An 18,657-nucleotide genomic window follows, 5' to 3' on the forward strand; every position below is an offset into this window, starting at 1 on the left:
ATAAGGGAAGGTAAGTGTCTAGATGTCTAAAATTCCATCTGAACACCTAAATATCGTGTAAAAAGCGCAATTTTACGGTTAATCAAGCAACAAAAAAGCCAGAGCGGGTCTGGCTTTTTCATTCGTCTTAACAATGTGTTAAGCGGGTTCGTCACATATCTACGCCCGTTTAGTGGTCTAGGTATAGATAGTTTTGCCAACTCTTCATGCGAATAAGGACCTTACGCATGATAGACACGTGAGTGAAGCTGTCAGAATAAACGGCAACTTCAACCGCGGTACCCATAGGTAAATGGTAGTCAGACAGATCATCAGTGATGCTCAATTTAACAAACACACGACCACTGGTACGCAACGCATCAGTACCTAGAAGCGCGCCTCTAGCTTGGAATTGGCTCTCACCAATAGCTGGAATCACTTCATCAATACGTCCTTTGAATATCTTCCCTGGCAATGCTCTAAACAAGAACTCAGCTTCGTAACCCGGTTGCAGGCGTTGTAAGGAGTTTTGTCTGAACGCAGCGGTATAGAATTGTTCTTCTGTGTGAACAAACGTCATTACCGGAGCTAAAGGAAGCGGCACTGCCATAACGCCTGGGCGCAATGCTAGCTGCGTAACGTATCCGTCAGTGGGAGCTCGAACCACGGTTTGCTCTAAATCAAACTGAGCTTTACGCAATTCAGCCAGTAAGCTTAAAACGGCTGTATTCTCGCCACCAATTTCAGAGTCTAAGGCGATTTTTGCCTGTTCTAGATTAGCATCTGCCACTTTCACGGCGGCTTCTGATGCCTTGTAAGCTTGTCTGCGAGTATCTAATTGTTGCTCAGTGAAGGCTCCGCTGTCATAACCGCGCTTGTAACGAGAGAATTCACGTTGGGCTTTATCTCTCTCTGCGATGGCTTTGATTTTTGCAGCCTCAGCTTCAGCCACTTCAGATTCCATTCCAAGCGCACCTTGGCTTGCTTCCTTTACTTTAGCTTCTAATCTTGCAACTTCAGCTTCGAATGGAACTGGGTCGATTTTGAAAAGAATATCCCCTTCCTTCAGAGGTTTGTTTGCCTCTACTGGCACTTCGATAACTTTACCCCTAACGCCTGAAACGACTGGCGTTGTTGAGTAAACTTGATTACCAATTTGCGTGAAAGGGTGGTTGTAGTTCATCAGTAGGATCAAAGTACCTATGATGACGACACCACCAAGAACGGCGGTAGGCACGGTCCATTTATTGAGCGGGATATTAAATACTTTGAAGATGGTGATACAAAGTGCCGCGTAGGTCATTATCAGCAGTAAATCCATTACTTAGCCTCCTGATCTTGAACGTTGTTGGTCTCTTTCTCTGAACTGTTTTGCCCAGCACCAGCTTGCTTGAGCTGGGCGATTTCTTCCTGAAGGGTACTCACTTGCTCGATGAGAATATCGACGCGATGATGAATATCGTGTTGCTCTTCTTCTAATTTAGCGAAGCCCCAACCACGATCTTTACGCCACAGCGTTGCCCAGATCCAAAGGAATGGCCAAATAGCGTGTAAGGTGAATAGGCTAACCCAGCCTGAGACATGAATAGCATCTTGATGAGGGTGGTTGCGTTCTTTAGCTATTTCATAGGGAATATCGTGAATAACGATGATGCCGTAAAAGATAACCAATGCTACGAAAATCAGTAGACCGAGTGCAAAGTAGTCTAAAAACATAACAGATCCTTGTAATGTTAGATATTAGTTATAAATATACTACGCTATCATCTAAGCAATTGTTATAAAAATGATTTACCGAGTTGAAAATAATGTGTTGTCGCTTCTAATGCGAATAAAAGCATTGATGAATCTTATAAATTCTCATCGCGTTTGAAGAGGCTATTTCGACTTTCTGGTTGGTATTTAAGCTGAAATGATGACAGTTAAGATTCTGAATGACGGGCATAACCACAAGGGACAAATACGGATGTATATAGGTGAATTGGCGGCCATTGGCGCTGCAATTGTGTGGGCATGTGCGACATGGATCTATGGGCAATTTGGACATCGCTTCTCTGCGATGCAATTGAACATTGTTAAGGGTGTAGTGGCGTCAGGGATGATGTTGCTGGTGATGCCTCTTATACCGATGCCGGAGTTTGAACTGAGTACCAACCATTTTCTGATATTGGCAATTTCAGGTGTGATTGGCATTGCGATTGGAGATAGCGCCTATTTTGCAGCGTTGAAAAGAATCGGTGCTAATAAGACGTTGTTACTGGAGTCTTTAGCCCCGCCTCTCTCTGGTGTGTTGGCATTAATATTCCTTGGCGCTGTATTGACAGTGCAAAGCTGGCTCGGTGTCGTGATTACAACATTGGCGGTGACCTTCGTTGTCTTCCAACCATCAAAATCGGTGAGCGGTAAATCGAATGACCAAGAGCAGTGGGGTGGCATTGGTTATGGGCTTGTGGCGAGTGTCTGTCAGGCATCTGGTGTGGTTATCTCTCACTACGCGCTAGTGGCGGGTGATATTCCACCATTGTTAGGTGCGCTGATTCGCCTGACGATTGGCGTGTTTGCTGTGATGCTGATTATCCCTTTTGTTGAAAAGAAGCCGTATTCATCGATAAAAAGAGACCTATGGGAAATGACTAGGTTCGATAAACTGTGGTTATTAGGGGCAATCTTTGTCGGAACGTTTCTCGCTTTATGGCTTCAACAAGTGGCGTTGAAAAATGCTAACCCTGCGATTGCACAAACGTTGATAGCGACCAGCCCGGTCTTTATTCTGGTGATCTATGCGCTGAAAGGGGAGAAAGTGTCAAAACAAAGTATCATCGGGACGCTTGCCGCCCTTGCTGGTATTTCTCTGTTCTTTTTTCAATAAGCTGTTGGCCTTAGCTACAGAGTGACATGCCATTACTCTGTACACACTTGATTACGGCCGTTGGCTTTAGCTCGGTATAGCGCTTTATCGGCACGGTAGAAGGTACGTTGAGTATTCTCTCCGTCACGATGTAAAGTGATACCGATACTCACGGTCAAACCGCGCTCCCCAAGTATCTCATGCCAACCGAATTGGAAGATGCGCTCTCGATAATTTTCAGAGTGCATTTCTGCTTTAGGGAGATCAGTGTTCTCTAGAATGACGAGGAACTCTTCTCCACCAAACCTGACACACGATGCGCCTCTAAACTTAAAGTATGAACGCAGCTCTTGAGACACACTAACAATCGCTTTATCACCCACTAAGTGACTCAGTTCATCATTGATAGACTTGAAGTGGTCAATATCAATAACCATCAGCGCGAAAGAGGTATCGTGCAGCAGCATGTCTTTCAATTTCACATCTAACCAGCGACGGTTGTGTAACCCTGTCAATGGATCGGTGAATACGTCTTGTTGAAGCTGAGCCACCGCATTCTTGTGTTGTTCAGTCGTCTCTTTCAACTCTTTGTTCTCTTGTTCAGAGAGAATGAGTTTGAGTTGTAATTCAAAACGGGACAGGCGGCGTAGCTGGCTTGCACCGAGTTCACTGATCGGGATCTGCTTCATCAGATCGGTTTCAATTCGGTAGCCTTTTTTCTCATAGCTTAGCGCTTCTTGAAAACGCCCTTGATTCATACACACATCACTCAGCGAATCGTAGAATCGTTTTGCAAGTACTGGCGACGAGTAGGCTTTCACGCGTTTGTCTGTGCTCGACAAAATCATGCTCGCGTAGTCTTGCTTGCCGGTTGCACTTAGGCAATGTGCGAGCTCTAGACGAGTCATGGTTGCAAGCCAGCTTGCTTGAGTGCTGTTGGCTGGGTATTGAACCTTAGACAGACAGCGTAGCGCTTCATGGTGTTTTTTCTTAGCGCGCAGCACCTTTGCTTGGTAAAGCAGTATTTGAGCTGTGAGCAACTTGTCACTGACCAAAATACTCAGTTCTTCGCACTCATTCAGTAAATCGCTGGCTGCTGTAATGCGATTGAGTAGAAGTAGGCTTGCTACCATATGCAGCTTGAATTTGAGGCGAAGTGAGCGACTGCTTATCGCATGGTCTATGCTGCTGATTTTTTGGTAGTAACGAAGTGCTCTGTTGTGATCGCCATAGGAATCACACAGGTTGCCCATGCCTAAAATAGCTAATACATACTCATCGATATGACCGTGTTCAACCGCGATAGTCGATGAACTGACGAATTCATTGAGTGCTGAGGTGTAATCACCAGTTTCAACTAAGCGGTCACTTAAACTGGTTTTGACTGTCAGAATATCTTCGATATCGGCAGGAAGGTGGAGCAGATCGAGTGCTCGTCTCAACTCTTCGATACTGGTTTGATTTTGTTGTAACTCGGCACGGTATTCAGAGCTAATGATATAGCAGTGCGCTTGCTCTGTTTGCGTTGTCGAAACGTGCTGACGAATGTGGTTCCAGAAGATGATCGCTTCTTCACCTGATACTGATGAAGGGTCTAAACCGGCGTCTGTGATCTTGCTTAATAGAGTTTCCATTATTCTATTACCTCAGCATCGTCTTCTTCTAATTGTTCAAGCGTGAACGGGAACGTCAAAATATCATTGAGGCTGACGGTCGGTTTCGAACCCTTTAGTCCTTTTCTATGCCATGGATAGATATCAAGCATGGTGCTGAGAGTTTGGAAGGTTTGCTCTGCGGCTTCGCCTTTTTCGGAAAGCATAAGGGCCACACGCTCAGAACTTAGCCTTGCGATGAAGTCATTCTGGTTACATAAAGCATGAGCAATCTCGGTACAGACATCTAAGTAATCAGTATCGACATGATGGAACATAATGATGCTGTGGTTTGAACGTTTAAGCTCTGTCTTGAACAGCACCAACTTTTCCCACCAAAAGGTTTCAGAGACAACGTAAGAGAGGTGCTTTTCAGGATCGTACTCGTGCTGACCGCGAATACGATTAATCAGTTTTCGTGCTCTCTGTTCAAGTTGGCGTTTTGAACTGCGTGCTTTGTCCAAACCGACACGTGTCGTTTGCTCTTTGAGCATGCCGATAGAATATTGACGGTACTTTTTAAAGGCGACGAGCGCGGCTTGGAAGTCTTGGTTTTCTTCCGCCACCAAGGATTGTTGGTAACAGATTTGGCTCAGCAACTCGCCATTATCGAACTCGTTTGCGGATTGTTCTGCGAGCCTCAGTAATTCCGCCGCTTGTTCTGGTCTTTTTCTCAGGAGCTCCAATCTAGCTCGGCTGATGTATGAGTGCGCCTTCATCCAAACTAGGTTGTGTTTAACTGCCAGATTGTGCGCTTTGGCCGTGGCGCGCTCCGCGTCATCTAAGCGTTCAAGACCAAGTAGGGCAAGGCCTCGAAAGTCCCATACCTCTGCATGCCAAGTGTTATCTTTATGGTCTTTTAATGCTTCTTCTGCACCGTCCAATACCGACAGCATTTCAACATAGTTGTTGAGCAGGTAGTAATCCCACGCAAGCAGTATTCTGGCTTTACCCTCTAACCAACCAATGCGGCTGTTGTTAGCAACTTTAACGGCAAGCTGGTGGGTAGAACGTGCAAGTTTATATTCGTGGGTCATCCGCCAAATATTGCCAAGGCCAATGAGGCATTCAATTTGAATTTCGACTTCATCAACCAACGCGGACTGCTCTAAAGCATTGATCCAGAACTGTTGGGCGGAATAGTACTTGGCTTGTCCCCAGAACTGGAGCGCGTGTAAATGGAGGATTTCGGGCAGAAAAAGATCGGTATCTAATCGGCTTTGGCGCTTGTAGGCTTCCTTGATGTATTTTAAACCTTTTTGGTAATCCATCAGGTTCCAGCTACATCTTGCCATTAACATTAATGACTGGATGGCACCCTCTTCAAACAGAACTTGCTCTGATCGGACTAGGCACTGTTGGGCAATCTCTAGGATCACCGATGGCTCAGAGTCGACTCGAGTTTTGAGTTTTTCTAATTCTGTTTCAAGAAGGTACTGATTTTTGTCCAAGACTTACATCCATGATTATCGAACATATTGATAACACAATCATTATAAGAGTGTAATTTGAGATAAGCACCAATTATCTTTCGTAGAGCGTCAAAGGAACATCGATCTTTTCTAATTATGGGTGTTACCTCATGTTGTCGCTTTAAAATCAATGAGTTCCCGAATAATTACCTAGAGGCTTTGTTGCTATGAAAGTAGTTGCTTTAGAGTTAATGGCAGCTCCGCTACGCCTAAGCGTTGTGCTGCCGTGAGCCCTTGCTTATCTTGGTAGCACAGATTGTGCCAAGCTCTAAATATGTCGAGCAATGGAAGAATGCCCCCAGGACGAAGCTTACGTCTGGGCTCATTAATAAAGCTATCAAATAACAACTGAAAGCGCTGTTGATAGAACTTAGTTTGTTGAATTGAGGCTGTGTTAAACCACTGTTTTGGTTCTGGATTGTTACCGGTTAGGTAGCAGATACCTTTCTGGTTATCACCCTGATTGGCAATAGCCCAGCGATCTCGCCACCAACTCATGTGAACGATGTCGATCTTTTCAAAACTTTGGTCGTCTTGCCAGCCTGAATCTTCTTCGACATACATGAGGTCAATATTTTGACTCTGAATGCGCGGCAAACATACACTTAAAGCGGCAGATCTTAGTAATGGATCTTGTGGCATATAGATGGCGACATGCTTGTCTTCGTTACACATATCCAACACATGTAAGAAGTGAGCATAAGAGGTATAAGGCGGTCGAATGAGAGCGCCTTTTGAAGGGTAACTAAATGTGGTGAGGTTACCCATAGGGTCCTCAACGTTACCTCTCGCAAGAATCACTTGGTACTGCTGTTCAATGCGCTCTTTTAGTTTGTCAGAGGGCTGAGGCAGTTCGAGATTTGCTTCTGAAGAGTGCTCTTTGGATACAAATCGTGCCACATCATCATAAGGGTTATGGTCGACGTTTCCTGATGGTTCTTCATTTTGAGAGTAGTTAACGTGTTGGCAAAGTATATAGCCAGAATGCGCCTCGCCCGTCGCTATCCACACCACACCGTTGTTACTTTGTGGTTGCAGACGCTGGTAGTGAGATGCGAACTCGTAATCTTTCGCATGGTTAACCCATCGTGCATCGATCATCGCTAATTTACGACGACAACGGCTCGCGATATGGTCAACATGATCATAGAAAGTCTTTGGGTTGATCTCTAATTTTCGGCAGATTTCACGTACGGAATAGCCCATGAACAGTAAGCCCATGAGGTTCTCTTGAAATTGGAGTTTTTTATTGGATCCAGACCATTTATCAACGAAGGTTGTTTGGCAGTCTTTGCATCGATAACGCTGCCTGTCGCCACTGTAGCCGAAGGCATGATAAAGATGTTTATGGGTATGAACCGATAAGCCGAAGTTATCGCAATCATCATTACGACAAGCAGGGAGCCCGTCGCTGTGAAGTTGTCTTAAGCGATGAAGTTCGCTTAACACTTCACGATTGTTAAGTAAGGGGGGGAAAGCTCCACATTCACGACAAACCATCGCTGGACGCTTAGGGTTCGCGTGTTGCAAAACATACCGTTTTGCATCGCTCAAGCCAAAGTTGTCACACGCCAATGTTTTACAAAAGTTGAGTTGCAAACCATCCGCATCTTTTGGCAGCTTGTCGTTAGACACGATCTCCCCCTCGGGATTATTTGAGCAGCCAAGCGAGCCTGGCTGCGGGGTAACGCTTTTCAATGTATCTTTTATCAAATCGTTAGATGTTGATTGCTGTCTCTAGAGCAACTTTCATCATGTCGTTGAAAGACTTTTGACGCTCTTCAGAACTTAGTTTTTCACCACGGATGATGTGGTCAGATACTGTTAGGATAGTTAGTGCTTTAGCACCAAGGTCTGCAGCAACGCCGTAGATACCAGCCGCTTCCATATCAACACCTAGGATGCCTAGCTTTTCCATTTTTTCGAAAAGGTCAGCTTCTGGAGTGTAGAAAAGGTCTGCAGAGAATACGTTACCAACTTTAACTGGAACTTCTTGTGCACGAGCTTGGTTTACTGCTTCTTCTAGAAGACCGAAATCAGCGATAGCAGCGAAGTCGTGGTTGTTGAAACGAATGCGGTTTACTTTTGAGTCAGTAGATGCACCCATGCCGATAACAACGTCCATTAGTTTAACGTCGTCACGTACCGCGCCACAGCTACCTACACGAATAACGTTTTTCACGCCGAACTCAGCGATTAGCTCGTGTACGTAGATGCAGCATGATGGGATACCCATACCGTGGCCCATTACAGAAACTTTCTTACCTTTGTAAGTGCCTGTGTAGCCAAACATGTTGCGAACGTCACAAACTTGCTTCACGTCATCAAGGAATGTTTCTGCAATGTATTTTGCGCGAAGCGGGTCGCCCGGCATAAGTACTGTTTCTGCGAAATCACCAGCTTGAGCATTAATATGAGGTGTAGCCATGGTCGTTCTCCAAAGTTTAAACGGTAATTATAGGAACAGGATTTAATCAATTACCGATTCTGTTGAATTGAATTCGTTTTGTTGAGGCAATATTAGCGAGTTAGAACGTGGATCCATGAGACTTTAGTCACAAAACAGGTCTGCCATTATAGTTTTATTAATATTGATAACTAAATCTGTTGAAAGCGTAAAGGCAATCGATTTTGTATGGGTTAATTGCAAGCGAATGAGAGGAAAAGGCCCACACATAAACTTGTTGTCTATCAGTTTCGAGACAACAATACGTTGTAGAGACGTTTGATCAGAGATAATCTAAACTTTGATAAAAGACAAACCAAGGATTTGTATGTCGCATTGCGCTAACTCGACGCCTTTGCCGTCAATGAAAACACGACTTCACAGGGCGGTGTCGCTTGTTGTAAGAACTACTTTGCTTGCCAGCGGGATAGCTTCATCGTGGGTGTCTGCTGCAACCTTTGAATTGCCACCAACGGAAAGCCGCATTGTGGGCAGAATCCAGCAGCATGAAGTGGCGGCGGGCGAAACCTTGGCCATCATTGCCAAGCAATACGATATTGGTTTTCTCTCTTTAATGGCAGCCAACAAAGGGGTGGATCCTTTTCTTCCCGCGGAAGGCTATGTGTTAAGCATTCCAAGCCGCTTGATTTTGCCTGACACCCCAAGAAAGGGGATTGTCATCAATCTTGCTGAGTTAAGGTTGTATTACTTTGAGCCTGAGAAAAATCAGGTGCATGTTTTCCCTGTCGGCATCGGTCGAGTGGGGCGTGATACTCCCGAGATGATCACCAAGATAAGCCAAAAAAGACCGAATCCAACATGGACGCCACCAAATTCAATCCGCAACGAGTATCTTGAAAAGGGCATTGAATTACCGAGAGTGGTTCCTGCCGGGCCGGAAAATCCATTGGGAGAGTACGCTTTGAGGCTTGCTTATGGCGCTGGCGACTATTTGATCCATGGTACAAACAAAGATTTCGGGATAGGTTTACGAGTTAGCTCTGGTTGTATCCGAATGGAACCTAAAGACATTGAGTGGCTGTTTGAGCAAGTGAACCGTGGTGAACAGGTCACCATTATCAATGAGCCGATTAAGGTGTCATTAGAGCCTGATAGAAGTGTGTTTGTAGAAGCGCACGAGCCATTAACTCGAAGTGATGGTTCAAAGAAATCATTACAGATCCCTGTGGAACTAAAATGGTGGCTTGAAGACGCAGAACTGCCAAATTCAAAGGCGAAAGCGGTTATCTTTGCTCAAAACGGCGTACCTGTAGAGATAGCACCACCTGTGATTGAGTTTTAATTCGATTGCCTCTTCTGCAACAAGGGGCGGTTTTATCTTGTTTACTCGCATTAGTGTCACCCAAAAAAAGCACCACATCCGATAAGAAGTGGTGCTGTCTATATACTGCTTTTTGCGACTTATTTAATCTACAGCTTAATCGCGATTAGATCTCAAACTACTTAGTGTAAGACTCAGCGATGTTGTCGATACGGTCGTTAGCACGGTCCGCTTCTTCTTTCGCTGCCATTGCGGCTGCTTCTGCTTCTTGAGCCTTCATTTCTGCGGCTGCTTTGTCACTCTTAAGTGCTTCAACTTCGCTTGTTAGTTGAGCGACTTGGTTAGTTAGTTGATCCATTTCTGACACTGCAGCTTCTTCTGGCTCTGAAGAACAACCGGCTAAAATGAAAACTGATGCTGCAGCTGCGATTAACGTCTTATTCATAAGAACTCCTTGCTTATTTATCATCAAAAGATGCGCTATACATTCTTTATCATATAGTCGCTTCATTAATGATTGTAGCGACTAATTTTTTAACTGCAAAAACAATAACTAAAGAAATTGCTAAATTTTTGAGTTAATTAGCTAAGTATCACGTTGTGTCTCATTTATGAGATGAAGGATTTAGAGACGACTTGAAGGTGTTTTTGGAGAGCTATCCCTTTGCTAGCAATGCATACGTTGTTCTAGCTAAAGATAGATAAAGGGATAAATTTACTGTGATCTCTATCCTTATAAAGTACTTTCGCGGTATCATGTCACGTTAAATTAATTTTATTCAATACCATCATGACTGGAGAGTCCTTTGCACTTTAAAGATTTAGGCTTAGATAACCGCTTACTGAAGAACTTAAAACATTACGACTTCAAGAAGGCGACAGAGATCCAATCAAAAGCGATCCCTGTTGCTATTGCTGGTAAGGATCTATTGGCTTCATCAAAAACGGGATCAGGAAAAACATTGGCGTTTGTGTTGCCAATGATACATAAAGCATTAAAAACAAAAGCGTTTTCTGCTAAAGATCCTCGTGGTGTAATTTTGGCTCCTACTCGTGAGCTAGCGAAGCAAGTTTACGGCGAACTGCGTAGCATGCTTGGTGGTCTGTCTTATGAAGCGGCGCTTATCTTAGGTGGTGAGAACTTTAACGACCAAGTTAAAGCACTGCGTAAGTACCCTCGTTTTATCGTTGCGACTCCAGGCCGTCTTGCTGACCACCTAGAACATCGTTCATTGTTCCTAGATGGTGTTGAAACGCTAATCCTTGATGAAGCGGACCGTATGCTTGATCTGGGTTTCGCTCCAGAACTTCGTCGCATTGCCAATGCAGCTAAACACCGTCGTCGTCAAACGTTGATGTTCTCTGCAACGTTAGATCACGCTGAAGTAAATGGCATTGCAAATGAAATGCTAGACGCACCTAAGCGTATCTCTGTTGGTGTTTCTAACGAGCAACACTTAGATATCACACAGAAATTCTACTTATGTGATCACCTAGATCACAAAGAAGCGATTTTAGACCGTGTACTGGAAGAAGCTGAATACCGTCAGGTAATGATCTTCACAGCAACACGCGCTGATACTGACCGTTTAACAGATAAGTTGAACGAGAAGAAGCTTAAAGCGGTAGCACTGAGTGGTAACCTAAACCAAACGCAACGTAATGCTATTATGAGCCAGTTCGAGCGTGCGGTTTACAAGATCTTGGTAACTACCGATGTTGCTTCACGTGGTATTGATATTCCAAACGTGAGCCACGTTATCAACTTTGATATGCCTAAGCATACGGAAGAGTACGTGCACCGTGTAGGTCGTACTGGCCGTGCGGGTAACAAAGGCGATGCGATTTCTTTGGTTGGTCCAAAAGACTGGGACAGCTTCAAGCGTGTTGAACTTTACCTTCAACAAGATTTGACCTTCTCTGTACTTGAAGGCCTAAAAGGTAAATTCAAAGGCATTAAACCTCGTAAACCTGCGTTTGCTAAAGGCGGTCCTGCTAAGAATAAGACCAACACTCAAGCGAAGAAAACGCCGAAGAAACCAGTTAAGCGCGATAAGAGCTTCCACCAAAATGTGGCCGTGGGTGATACCGTGTTTATCCCTAAGAAGAAAGTCGCACCAAAAGTGGACGACGAGTAATCACCAGCCAGTTTTAAAGCGTTTGCTAGTAAAACTGACATAAATAAAAACCGCCAATATTAGGCGGTTTTTTTGTATCTCGACCTTGGCTCAGCCATTACTTTTCGATATTTAGTTAGAAATTGAACGTCGAGAACGAATACGCCAAGATGTGGTCGGCAATGTATTTATGAGTAGCTGTAGTTGGGTGTGTCACGCCCCAAAATACATAACTGTCTGAACCATAGGTGGCACAGTCATTGGTTAAGCTGTGGCTTCGCAAGTAGTCCGCGGCTGAGCTTCGATTGATATTAAGACAAGCATCGCTCGCGTTTCGAAAGCCATGTTGTTCTGGGTTATCGGTAATGCTGGCGAACAACGCACTTGCATCGAACAACACCACGTTTTTCCCTATACCTTGGTAATACTCGGCTTGAGCTTTGATGAACTGGTTGAATTCTAAGATCTTGCCACGAACTTTTATTATCTCTTGTTCGGTAGAGTATTTGAATTGAGGGGCTTTGGTTGCATCGGGTAAGGTGAACAGCAGGATATTGTTCGCACCAGATTCTGTTAAGCGGATCAGCGCGCTGCTAAAGTCAGCCTTTACATCGGCGACTTCTCGGTTGTAATTCATGAAGTCATTGAGGCCAAACTCTAAAGTAAACAGTGAGTTTTCCGGACGATAGTTTTTGGCGACTTTCATGTAGGTCAGATAAGAGGTGACTTGATCATAAACACCAGTCAATGCCACGTATTGGTTGGTACCTGCGGCGCCACCCACAGCCCAGTTATACAGAGGGACATCTTTCGCTTTTGCTAAATACTCCGTCCAGACTAAACCATTCGAAAGTGCCCTAAAAACCACGAATCTGCGTTCGGAAAAAACCATTGTGAGCCATTAAATAGATTACCAGTGTCGGACAGGCTATCACCAAAGATGACAATACGATTGATGCTATTGGCCTGGAACGCGTTATCGTTGGTCCAGATGGAGTGGTTGTAAGAGAAGCGATTATCTGCGGCAAAGTAGGTGATGTCAGCGGCGTCATGTTGGATGTCGAGCGTCTGTTCGCAACGCTGTTTGATTTCAGATTGAGGCGCATCACTGTAGAACATGTTTTTGAAAGAAACAGAAGACCACCAATATCCGTTGATCGTGTAGTAATCACCACTCTCTTTCTTTGCCCACTTCCAGTCGGTGGCTGGGGAATCATGAGAGGCATCGGTTCGATACCAACATCTAACATATGAATAGGTCTCTGAGCCTTGTGCACTGAGTACTTGTGCAGATGTAATCGATTCAGGTGTTGGTATTGAGTCTTCAGCGGCATAAGCGGCAAAAGGCAGGGCTAACGTGAGTATTAGAGCCGTATTTTTCATCACTGTATTCTCTTTTATATTTAGATGAGCCAAACAGAAACGCTGTTGCTTGTTGCTTGTTTCTTGATAAGTGGATAAGTAAATAACTGGTACGACCTATATCTAAAATCAATAATTAGCGTCAATATATTCAGGGTTATGGTGTGTCGTTAATGGAATAAGCCTCAAGTTATCAACGAGTTTTTGGTTGAAAAATACCTGTTTCCAAACGGTTATTTGTCGAATAATTTTGGTTTATTGAGAATGTTGAATTGATATTTGAGTCGGGATATTGAAAGAACAATCTCATCAACCTTAGTTAAATGTTAATTTAATCAATTGCTTATGTTTTGTTCTCCTGATTCTGTTTGCCTGATGTTCATCGCACCTGTTTAATTCAAGTTCGCCATCACAAATATGAAGTCGTTACTTTCTGTTTTATAAAATCATCATCTACGGTTCTTTTACTCATCAGAGGTCTAATCTGTTTAAGGAAAGAGCATTGAAAAAGATATTAATTTGGACGATAGCCTGCCTATCCAGTTTTGGCGTATATGCCGGAACGAGCGCATCAGCATTAGAAGCCAGCGGATACACTGAAACGAAATACCCCATTATGTTGGTACATGGTCTGTTTGGTTTCGATACATTAGCGGGCGTTGACTATTTCTATGGCGTACCTGAATCCCTAACCAAAGATGGCGCGAACGTATATGTCGCTCAGGTCTCTGCAACCAACAGTTCAGAGGTCCGTGGTGAACAGTTACTCAGCCAAGTTGAAACGCTGTTAGCTGCAACAGGAGCAAGTAAGGTGAATCTGGTTGGTCATAGCCACGGTGGGCCTACGGCTCGTTATGTTGCGTCAGTTCGACCTGATCTTGTTGCTTCAGTGACCAGTATTGGCGGTGTGCATAAAGGTTCTAAGGTCGCTGATCTCGTTCGAGGGAACGTATCTGAAGGCTCTGTCACAGAAGGTATCGCGGTTAAATTAGCAGGTGGATTAACGACACTGATTAACCTTTTATCTGGTGGAACGGATCTCGACCAAGACGGCCTCGCTTCTCTTGAAGCATTGACCACAGAAGGCTCGCTAGCCTTCAACCAGTTTTACCCTGAGGGCGTTCCGACGTCTGAGTGTGGCGATGGTGAGTGGCAAGCAAGTAACGGCGTTTATTATTATTCATGGACAGGGTCTTCCACTTTTACCAACCTTCTTGATCCTACCGACGGAGCGATGACAATCCTAGGCTTAACCTTCAACGAACCTAATGATGGCTTAGTAGGAGCATGCAGCGCGCATTTGGGCAAAGTGATTGGTGATGATTACAAAATGAACCACCTAGATGAGATTAATGGGTTATTGGGAATTCACCACTTGTTTGAGACAGATCCTGTAACACTATATCGTCAGCATGCCAATCGATTGAAGTTGGCTGGCTTGTAGTCTGCAAAGCCGTTTAATAAGAAAACAAGGGAAGTATGATGAAAAAGACCGCCATTTTGTCGATAACCACGATAGCCCTGATGAGCACAGCGGCGGTCTTTTTATATCTAAATAATCAAGATACACATACTGACGACGAACAACGCGTCTCCTCATTGAAAGTCACCTCTCAGCAAGATACCGACATCGATAACGCATCAGCAAAAGACATGATGGAATATTTCGTGTCAGGTAATACAGAATTAACCCTTGAAGGTATTCGAGACAACGTGGCGAAACACCACGAACAATCATCAACAACCGTGGTTGATGAAGCACTGTTTGCCAAATATCTTGAGTATAAGTCGGCACTGACATCGTTGGACGTGCAGTTCGGTACCACATCCATTTCCGCTGATGATCTACGTGCACTCAATCAAGCGCTCCTTGACCTCCAAGCTCAGTTTTTCAGTGAGAGCGAGATAAGTATTCTGTTTACGCACGACAACAGAATGAGAGAAATCGCCTTAGAAAAGTTACTTCTGAAACAGGAGGGATTAGAGGATGAAGAATACCAACAAAGACTCGAATCCTATCTATCTGAGCAACCTGATTATGTTCAGTCGAGTCACCAGAATCAGGTGTTACTCCAACAGCTCTCTAGCTCTGAAGGTCTCGATGAACAGGGTAAATACTTAAAGAGAAGCGAACTTGTCGGTGAAGAAGCAACCCAGAGACTTGAAGCACTTGATAAACAAAGAGCGGCCTTTGAAGACTCGTTAGAGGTCTACTTCGCAGAACGAAATGATGTCTTGAAAGATTCATTCCTATCAAAAACCGAACAACAAGAGAAGATTGCGCAACTTAGGACTGAACATTTCCTACCAGAACAGCTTAGAAGGGTAGAAGCGATTGAAAGAATTCGAGCGGCTGAATCTCGTCAGTAGTGTCTAAAAGCGAAAAACCAGCCATGATGGCTGGCTTTTTGTTTATCGGCGAGTTCTAAAGAGCATACAGCCTGAATCTGTTTGCCTTGAACTTCGTACCTTGAAGCCTATACCTTAAAGTAATCCAACTGCTGCTTCTGTTGTTCTGCTCGGTTAGAAAGCTCGTGGCTTGCTGCAGCGGCTTGAGTAATGCCGGTAACGTTTTGGCTTACTAGGCTGTAGATGTTTGAGATGTTACGGTTGATGTCTGAGGTTACTTGGCTTTGCTCTTCGGCGGCAGAGGCAACCTGAGTGTTAATCTCAGTCATGTCCGTTACCGAGTTAGCAATGCCTGAAAGCGCCGCGCTTACTTCACCTGCAAGAGTTTGGTTGTGTTCCAGCATAGATAATGAGCTGCTCATGCTTTCATTCGCGTTACCGGATTGAACCTGCAAACCTTCTATGATGGTTTGGATCTCTTTGGTTGAATCTTGTGTACGTGCCGCTAGCATTCGAACTTCATCAGCAACCACTGCGAAACCACGACCGCTTTCACCTGCACGAGCGGCTTCGATTGCTGCGTTAAGCGCCAGCAGGTTAGTTTGTTCAGAGATACTTTGAATTACCTCAATCACTTTACCAATCTGTTCAGAGTGCTCTTTTAGCGTGCCCACAACATTTGCGGCTTCGCTTAGCTGAATCGCCATCTGTTCGTTAGCTTTGTTGCTTTCATTAAACAAGCTCATGCTGTGTGTCGCCATTTCGTCAGCTTGCTTAGACGCTGAGTCGGCTTGTACTGCGTTCTCATTAACGTGTGCTGCTGTGCTTTCCAATTGGTTCACAGCAGAAGCAACTTGCTCCACCTCTTGCTTCTCTTGGTCTGAGTTAACGCTGGACTGTGTCATTACAGCCGCTAGCTCTGTCGACGCAGAAGCCACTTCGATACTGATTCGAGACAGCGAGCTTACCGTGTCACGCAGCTGTTCAACAGACTGGTTTACGTCTTGCGCTAGGCGTGAGATTTCGTTGTCGCCATACTCTTCTGCTTTAACTAACAAGTTACCTTTTGCCACTTCGCGCATGGTTGCTTGAATATTGCTGATCGGCTTAACAATGATGCCAGCCAGCGTCCAACTGATAATTAGAGCTACAGATAGGATCACTAGAAGCGCAATGGTTGCGGTATCGAGTGTGCTGGTGTGTTGCTGACCATTGATGTCGACTTCTTGAGTCGCAAGCAGATTCAACTTTTTAGAAAGCGTGTTGATCGCTTGCACCATGTCATTACCCGCGTGTCGGTATTGGTCGATTGCGATCTGGTAGCGGTTTTCAAAATCTGAAGAGAGTGATGTATCGCCGTGTTTCGCTCTTAATAGAGGAAGCATGGTGGTGCGAGAAAAGTCGACATAGTGATTCATCGCTTTGTTCATCGCGGCCACTTCATCTTGCATGCCTGGCACTGTGTCTAATGAATTCAGTAGGCGAGTATTTTGGTCGCGTTTTTGGTTTAGTGTTTCAACCAGTGTTTTTACGTCATCAGCATTGAATAGACTGTAAATCGCTTTGATGCGCATGCCATAGCTGTTGTCGACGATTTCGCTTAGTTCTTCTTTATGTAAGATTAATTGGTCGGTCGCTACTGATACATCTTTGAATGCACTTTCTAGCTTTTCACTACCGATAATGACACCGGCTAAAAGTAAAACGACGGAAAATAGTACGGGTATAAGAATTTGTATTTTGATTGATAAGCCACTGAGAAGTTGGCGCATGTAATGTCCTTCTTGAATAAAACAAATAGATGAGAATTATTATTATTATTAGAATTAGTTGGCGATTCTAACTAATGAGACTGACAATTCAATCAGTAAAGGCTTTGATTTCGTTATATGCGATAGGTATTTGATATAGATGGTTGTTTATTGTTCTAAATGGCGATAAAGGTGGATCTTTTTATCCATCGTGTTAGGGCTAATTGATTGATAAATAGAGAAATATATTGGTTAGTATTCGATATAAATAGGGAAGGAAATCTAGCTTTTTGGTGCTCAAACGATGGTGAGACCTGCATTCACTAACTGCATCTGATGGGGACGCGACTATCAATTCATCGAGTAGGAGAGAAATTAGCCATTAATTTGTAGTTGTCATATAGGCTTCAATTAAGTGAAACACAACTGTCACATTCGGATTCTAAAGTAGGCCTCGTTCAAGCAAAACATTACGGCAATAACGCCACTAAAGGAAATTTGTGATGAAAAAGACAGTTATCGGTGCAATCGCACTACTAGGCGCTCTAACAGTGAATACAGCTTCAGCTAAAGAAACTATCTCTGTAGTTGGCTCTAACAGTGCTTCTCCACTGGTTGAAGTTTTTGCAGAAACCTACATGAATAAAGGCGAACCAGTGTTCATCGAAATTCAAGCACCAGGTTCTTCTGCAGGCATCAAAGCAGCAAAAAATGGAAGTGCTGACCTTGGTATCTCTTCTCGTGACCTAAAAGAAGAAGAGAAAACAGCTGACCTGAAAGAGCTAGTTATCGCTCGTGACGGTATCGCAGTTGTTGTTAACCCGAACAACGAAGTATCTGCTCTTACTGCTGAGCAAATCACTTCAATCTACAAAGGCGACATCACTAACTGGAAAGATGTTGGCGGCGCTGATAAACCAATCGTAGCAATCACTCGTGATACTGCATCAGGTACACGTGGTGCATTCGAAGACATCATGAAGCTTAAGAAGAAGATTGGCGATAAGAAAGTATCGGCTATCTCTCAACGTGCACAAGTTGCAAACGGTAACGGCGCACTTAAAGTTTCTGTAGCAAGCAACCCATACGCTATCGGCTTTATCTCTCTAGGTACAGTTGACGAATCTGTTCAAGCTCTAACTATCGACGGCGCTGCTGCGACTGTAGACAACGTTAAGAACGGTTCTTACAAAGTTGCTCGTCCATTCCTAGTTCTTTACAAAGCAGGCGCTCCAACAGCTGAAACTCAACAATTCCTAGATTGGATGGTTGCAGATGAAGCTCAAGCTATCGCTGGTAAGAAAGGCTACATCACAGTTAACTAATCTTAACTGACTCAATCTTAATTATTGCTCAGCCTGCTTTAGGCTGAGCCTTTTCTTTCAACTTTGTTTATTTC

General features: G+C 44.2%; 14 protein-coding genes and 1 pseudogene. 6 read left to right on the forward strand and 9 right to left on the reverse strand.

Annotation, left to right across the window (positions count from 1 at the left end):
- Positions 1 to 169: 169 nt before the first annotated feature.
- Together AB4185_RS18675 and AB4185_RS18680 are read right to left on the reverse strand one after the other, a co-directional pair.
- Positions 170 to 1,300 (reverse strand): HlyD family secretion protein, encoded by a 1,131-nt coding sequence (locus tag AB4185_RS18675; protein ID WP_050650987.1) that lies wholly within the window; start codon positions 1,298 to 1,300, stop codon positions 170 to 172.
- Positions 1,300 to 1,695, reverse strand: a complete 396-nt coding sequence (locus tag AB4185_RS18680) for a DUF3302 domain-containing protein (RefSeq protein ID WP_065583793.1) — start codon at positions 1,693 to 1,695, stop codon at positions 1,300 to 1,302. The genes AB4185_RS18675 and AB4185_RS18680 overlap by 1 nt, the downstream gene beginning before the upstream one ends.
- 250 nt (positions 1,696 to 1,945) lie before the next feature.
- Between AB4185_RS18680 and AB4185_RS18685 the strand changes: the two genes are divergently transcribed.
- Positions 1,946 to 2,848: a DMT family transporter gene (locus tag AB4185_RS18685; protein ID WP_065583794.1), complete on the forward strand. Its 903-nt coding sequence runs from the start codon at positions 1,946 to 1,948 to the stop codon at positions 2,846 to 2,848.
- Between the two features lie 32 nt (positions 2,849 to 2,880).
- On the opposite strand, the gene AB4185_RS18690 is transcribed toward AB4185_RS18685, so the two are convergent.
- The 4 genes from AB4185_RS18690 to deoD form a co-directional block, all read right to left on the reverse strand.
- A complete protein-coding gene (locus tag AB4185_RS18690; protein ID WP_017072413.1) occupies positions 2,881 to 4,461 on the reverse strand; it encodes a GGDEF domain-containing protein in 1,581 nt (526 codons plus the stop codon).
- Positions 4,461 to 5,930, reverse strand: a complete 1,470-nt coding sequence (locus AB4185_RS18695; protein ID WP_065583795.1) for a hypothetical protein — start codon at positions 5,928 to 5,930, stop codon at positions 4,461 to 4,463. Before AB4185_RS18695 ends, AB4185_RS18690 begins: the two co-directional genes overlap by 1 nt.
- 186 nt (positions 5,931 to 6,116) lie before the next feature.
- Complete coding sequence (locus tag AB4185_RS18700; RefSeq protein WP_017064249.1) at positions 6,117 to 7,586, reverse strand: lactate dehydrogenase; 1,470 nt, start codon at positions 7,584 to 7,586, stop codon at positions 6,117 to 6,119.
- A gap of 82 nt (positions 7,587 to 7,668) precedes the next feature.
- Entirely contained in the window at positions 7,669 to 8,379 is a 711-nt protein-coding gene (gene deoD / locus AB4185_RS18705) for a purine-nucleoside phosphorylase (RefSeq protein WP_017061880.1), read from the reverse strand.
- A gap of 346 nt (positions 8,380 to 8,725) precedes the next feature.
- Between deoD and AB4185_RS18710 the strand changes: the two genes are divergently transcribed.
- Positions 8,726 to 9,700, forward strand: a complete 975-nt coding sequence (locus tag AB4185_RS18710) for a L,D-transpeptidase family protein (protein WP_029235850.1) — start codon at positions 8,726 to 8,728, stop codon at positions 9,698 to 9,700.
- 157 nt (positions 9,701 to 9,857) lie between these two features.
- On the opposite strand, the gene AB4185_RS18715 is transcribed toward AB4185_RS18710, so the two are convergent.
- The gene (locus AB4185_RS18715) at positions 9,858 to 10,124 is read right to left on the reverse strand and encodes an Lpp/OprI family alanine-zipper lipoprotein (RefSeq protein ID WP_017064250.1); all 267 of its coding nucleotides are present in this window, start codon (positions 10,122 to 10,124) and stop codon (positions 9,858 to 9,860) included.
- Positions 10,125 to 10,485: 361 nt separating this feature from the next.
- Here AB4185_RS18715 and AB4185_RS18720 point away from each other — a divergent pair, with 361 nt between their 5' ends.
- Positions 10,486 to 11,817 (forward strand): DEAD/DEAH box helicase, encoded by a 1,332-nt coding sequence (locus tag AB4185_RS18720; RefSeq protein ID WP_372135749.1) that lies wholly within the window; start codon positions 10,486 to 10,488, stop codon positions 11,815 to 11,817.
- A gap of 115 nt (positions 11,818 to 11,932) precedes the next feature.
- Here the strand turns inward: AB4185_RS18720 and AB4185_RS18725 are convergent.
- Positions 11,933 to 13,179 (reverse strand): annotated as a pseudogene (locus AB4185_RS18725) (SGNH/GDSL hydrolase family protein).
- 481 nt (positions 13,180 to 13,660) lie between these two features.
- Here AB4185_RS18725 and AB4185_RS18730 point away from each other — a divergent pair.
- Both AB4185_RS18730 and AB4185_RS18735 read left to right on the forward strand, forming a co-directional pair.
- Positions 13,661 to 14,602 carry an esterase/lipase family protein gene (locus AB4185_RS18730; RefSeq protein ID WP_372135750.1) on the forward strand — a complete coding sequence of 314 codons (942 nt, stop codon included), beginning with the start codon at positions 13,661 to 13,663 and terminating at the stop codon, positions 14,600 to 14,602.
- Between the two features lie 38 nt (positions 14,603 to 14,640).
- Complete coding sequence (locus tag AB4185_RS18735) at positions 14,641 to 15,528, forward strand: lipase secretion chaperone (protein ID WP_102332719.1); 888 nt, start codon at positions 14,641 to 14,643, stop codon at positions 15,526 to 15,528.
- A 107-nt stretch (positions 15,529 to 15,635) separates the two neighbouring features.
- Here AB4185_RS18735 and AB4185_RS18740 read toward each other — a convergent pair whose 3' ends face one another.
- Positions 15,636 to 17,279 (reverse strand): methyl-accepting chemotaxis protein, encoded by a 1,644-nt coding sequence (locus AB4185_RS18740; RefSeq protein ID WP_372135751.1) that lies wholly within the window; start codon positions 17,277 to 17,279, stop codon positions 15,636 to 15,638.
- 482 nt (positions 17,280 to 17,761) lie between these two features.
- Between AB4185_RS18740 and AB4185_RS18745 the strand changes: the two genes are divergently transcribed.
- A complete protein-coding gene (locus tag AB4185_RS18745) occupies positions 17,762 to 18,583 on the forward strand; it encodes a phosphate ABC transporter substrate-binding protein (RefSeq protein WP_017064254.1) in 822 nt (273 codons plus the stop codon).
- Positions 18,584 to 18,657 lie beyond the last annotated feature (74 nt).

The organism is Vibrio sp. 10N.286.48.F5 (genome assembly GCF_041469785.1).
Classification (GTDB): domain Bacteria; phylum Pseudomonadota; class Gammaproteobacteria; order Enterobacterales; family Vibrionaceae; genus Vibrio; species Vibrio crassostreae_C.

Excerpts from the sequence above, each read along its gene's own strand:
- AB4185_RS18675 (WP_050650987.1), bottom strand. The coding sequence starts at position 1,300 with ATGGATTTACTGCTGATAATGACCTACGCGGCACTTTGTATCACCATC.
- AB4185_RS18680 (WP_065583793.1), bottom strand. The coding sequence starts at position 1,695 with ATGTTTTTAGACTACTTTGCACTCGGTCTACTGATTTTCGTAGCATTG.
- AB4185_RS18685 (WP_065583794.1), top strand. The coding sequence starts at position 1,946 with ATGTATATAGGTGAATTGGCGGCCATTGGCGCTGCAATTGTGTGGGCA.
- AB4185_RS18690 (WP_017072413.1), bottom strand. The coding sequence starts at position 4,461 with ATGGAAACTCTATTAAGCAAGATCACAGACGCCGGTTTAGACCCTTCA.
- deoD (WP_017061880.1), bottom strand. The coding sequence starts at position 8,379 with ATGGCTACACCTCATATTAATGCTCAAGCTGGTGATTTCGCAGAAACA.
- AB4185_RS18710 (WP_029235850.1), top strand. The coding sequence starts at position 8,726 with ATGTCGCATTGCGCTAACTCGACGCCTTTGCCGTCAATGAAAACACGA.
- AB4185_RS18715 (WP_017064250.1), bottom strand. The coding sequence starts at position 10,124 with ATGAATAAGACGTTAATCGCAGCTGCAGCATCAGTTTTCATTTTAGCC.
- AB4185_RS18735 (WP_102332719.1), top strand. The coding sequence starts at position 14,641 with ATGAAAAAGACCGCCATTTTGTCGATAACCACGATAGCCCTGATGAGC.
- AB4185_RS18740 (WP_372135751.1), bottom strand. The coding sequence starts at position 17,279 with ATGCGCCAACTTCTCAGTGGCTTATCAATCAAAATACAAATTCTTATA.
- AB4185_RS18745 (WP_017064254.1), top strand. The coding sequence starts at position 17,762 with ATGAAAAAGACAGTTATCGGTGCAATCGCACTACTAGGCGCTCTAACA.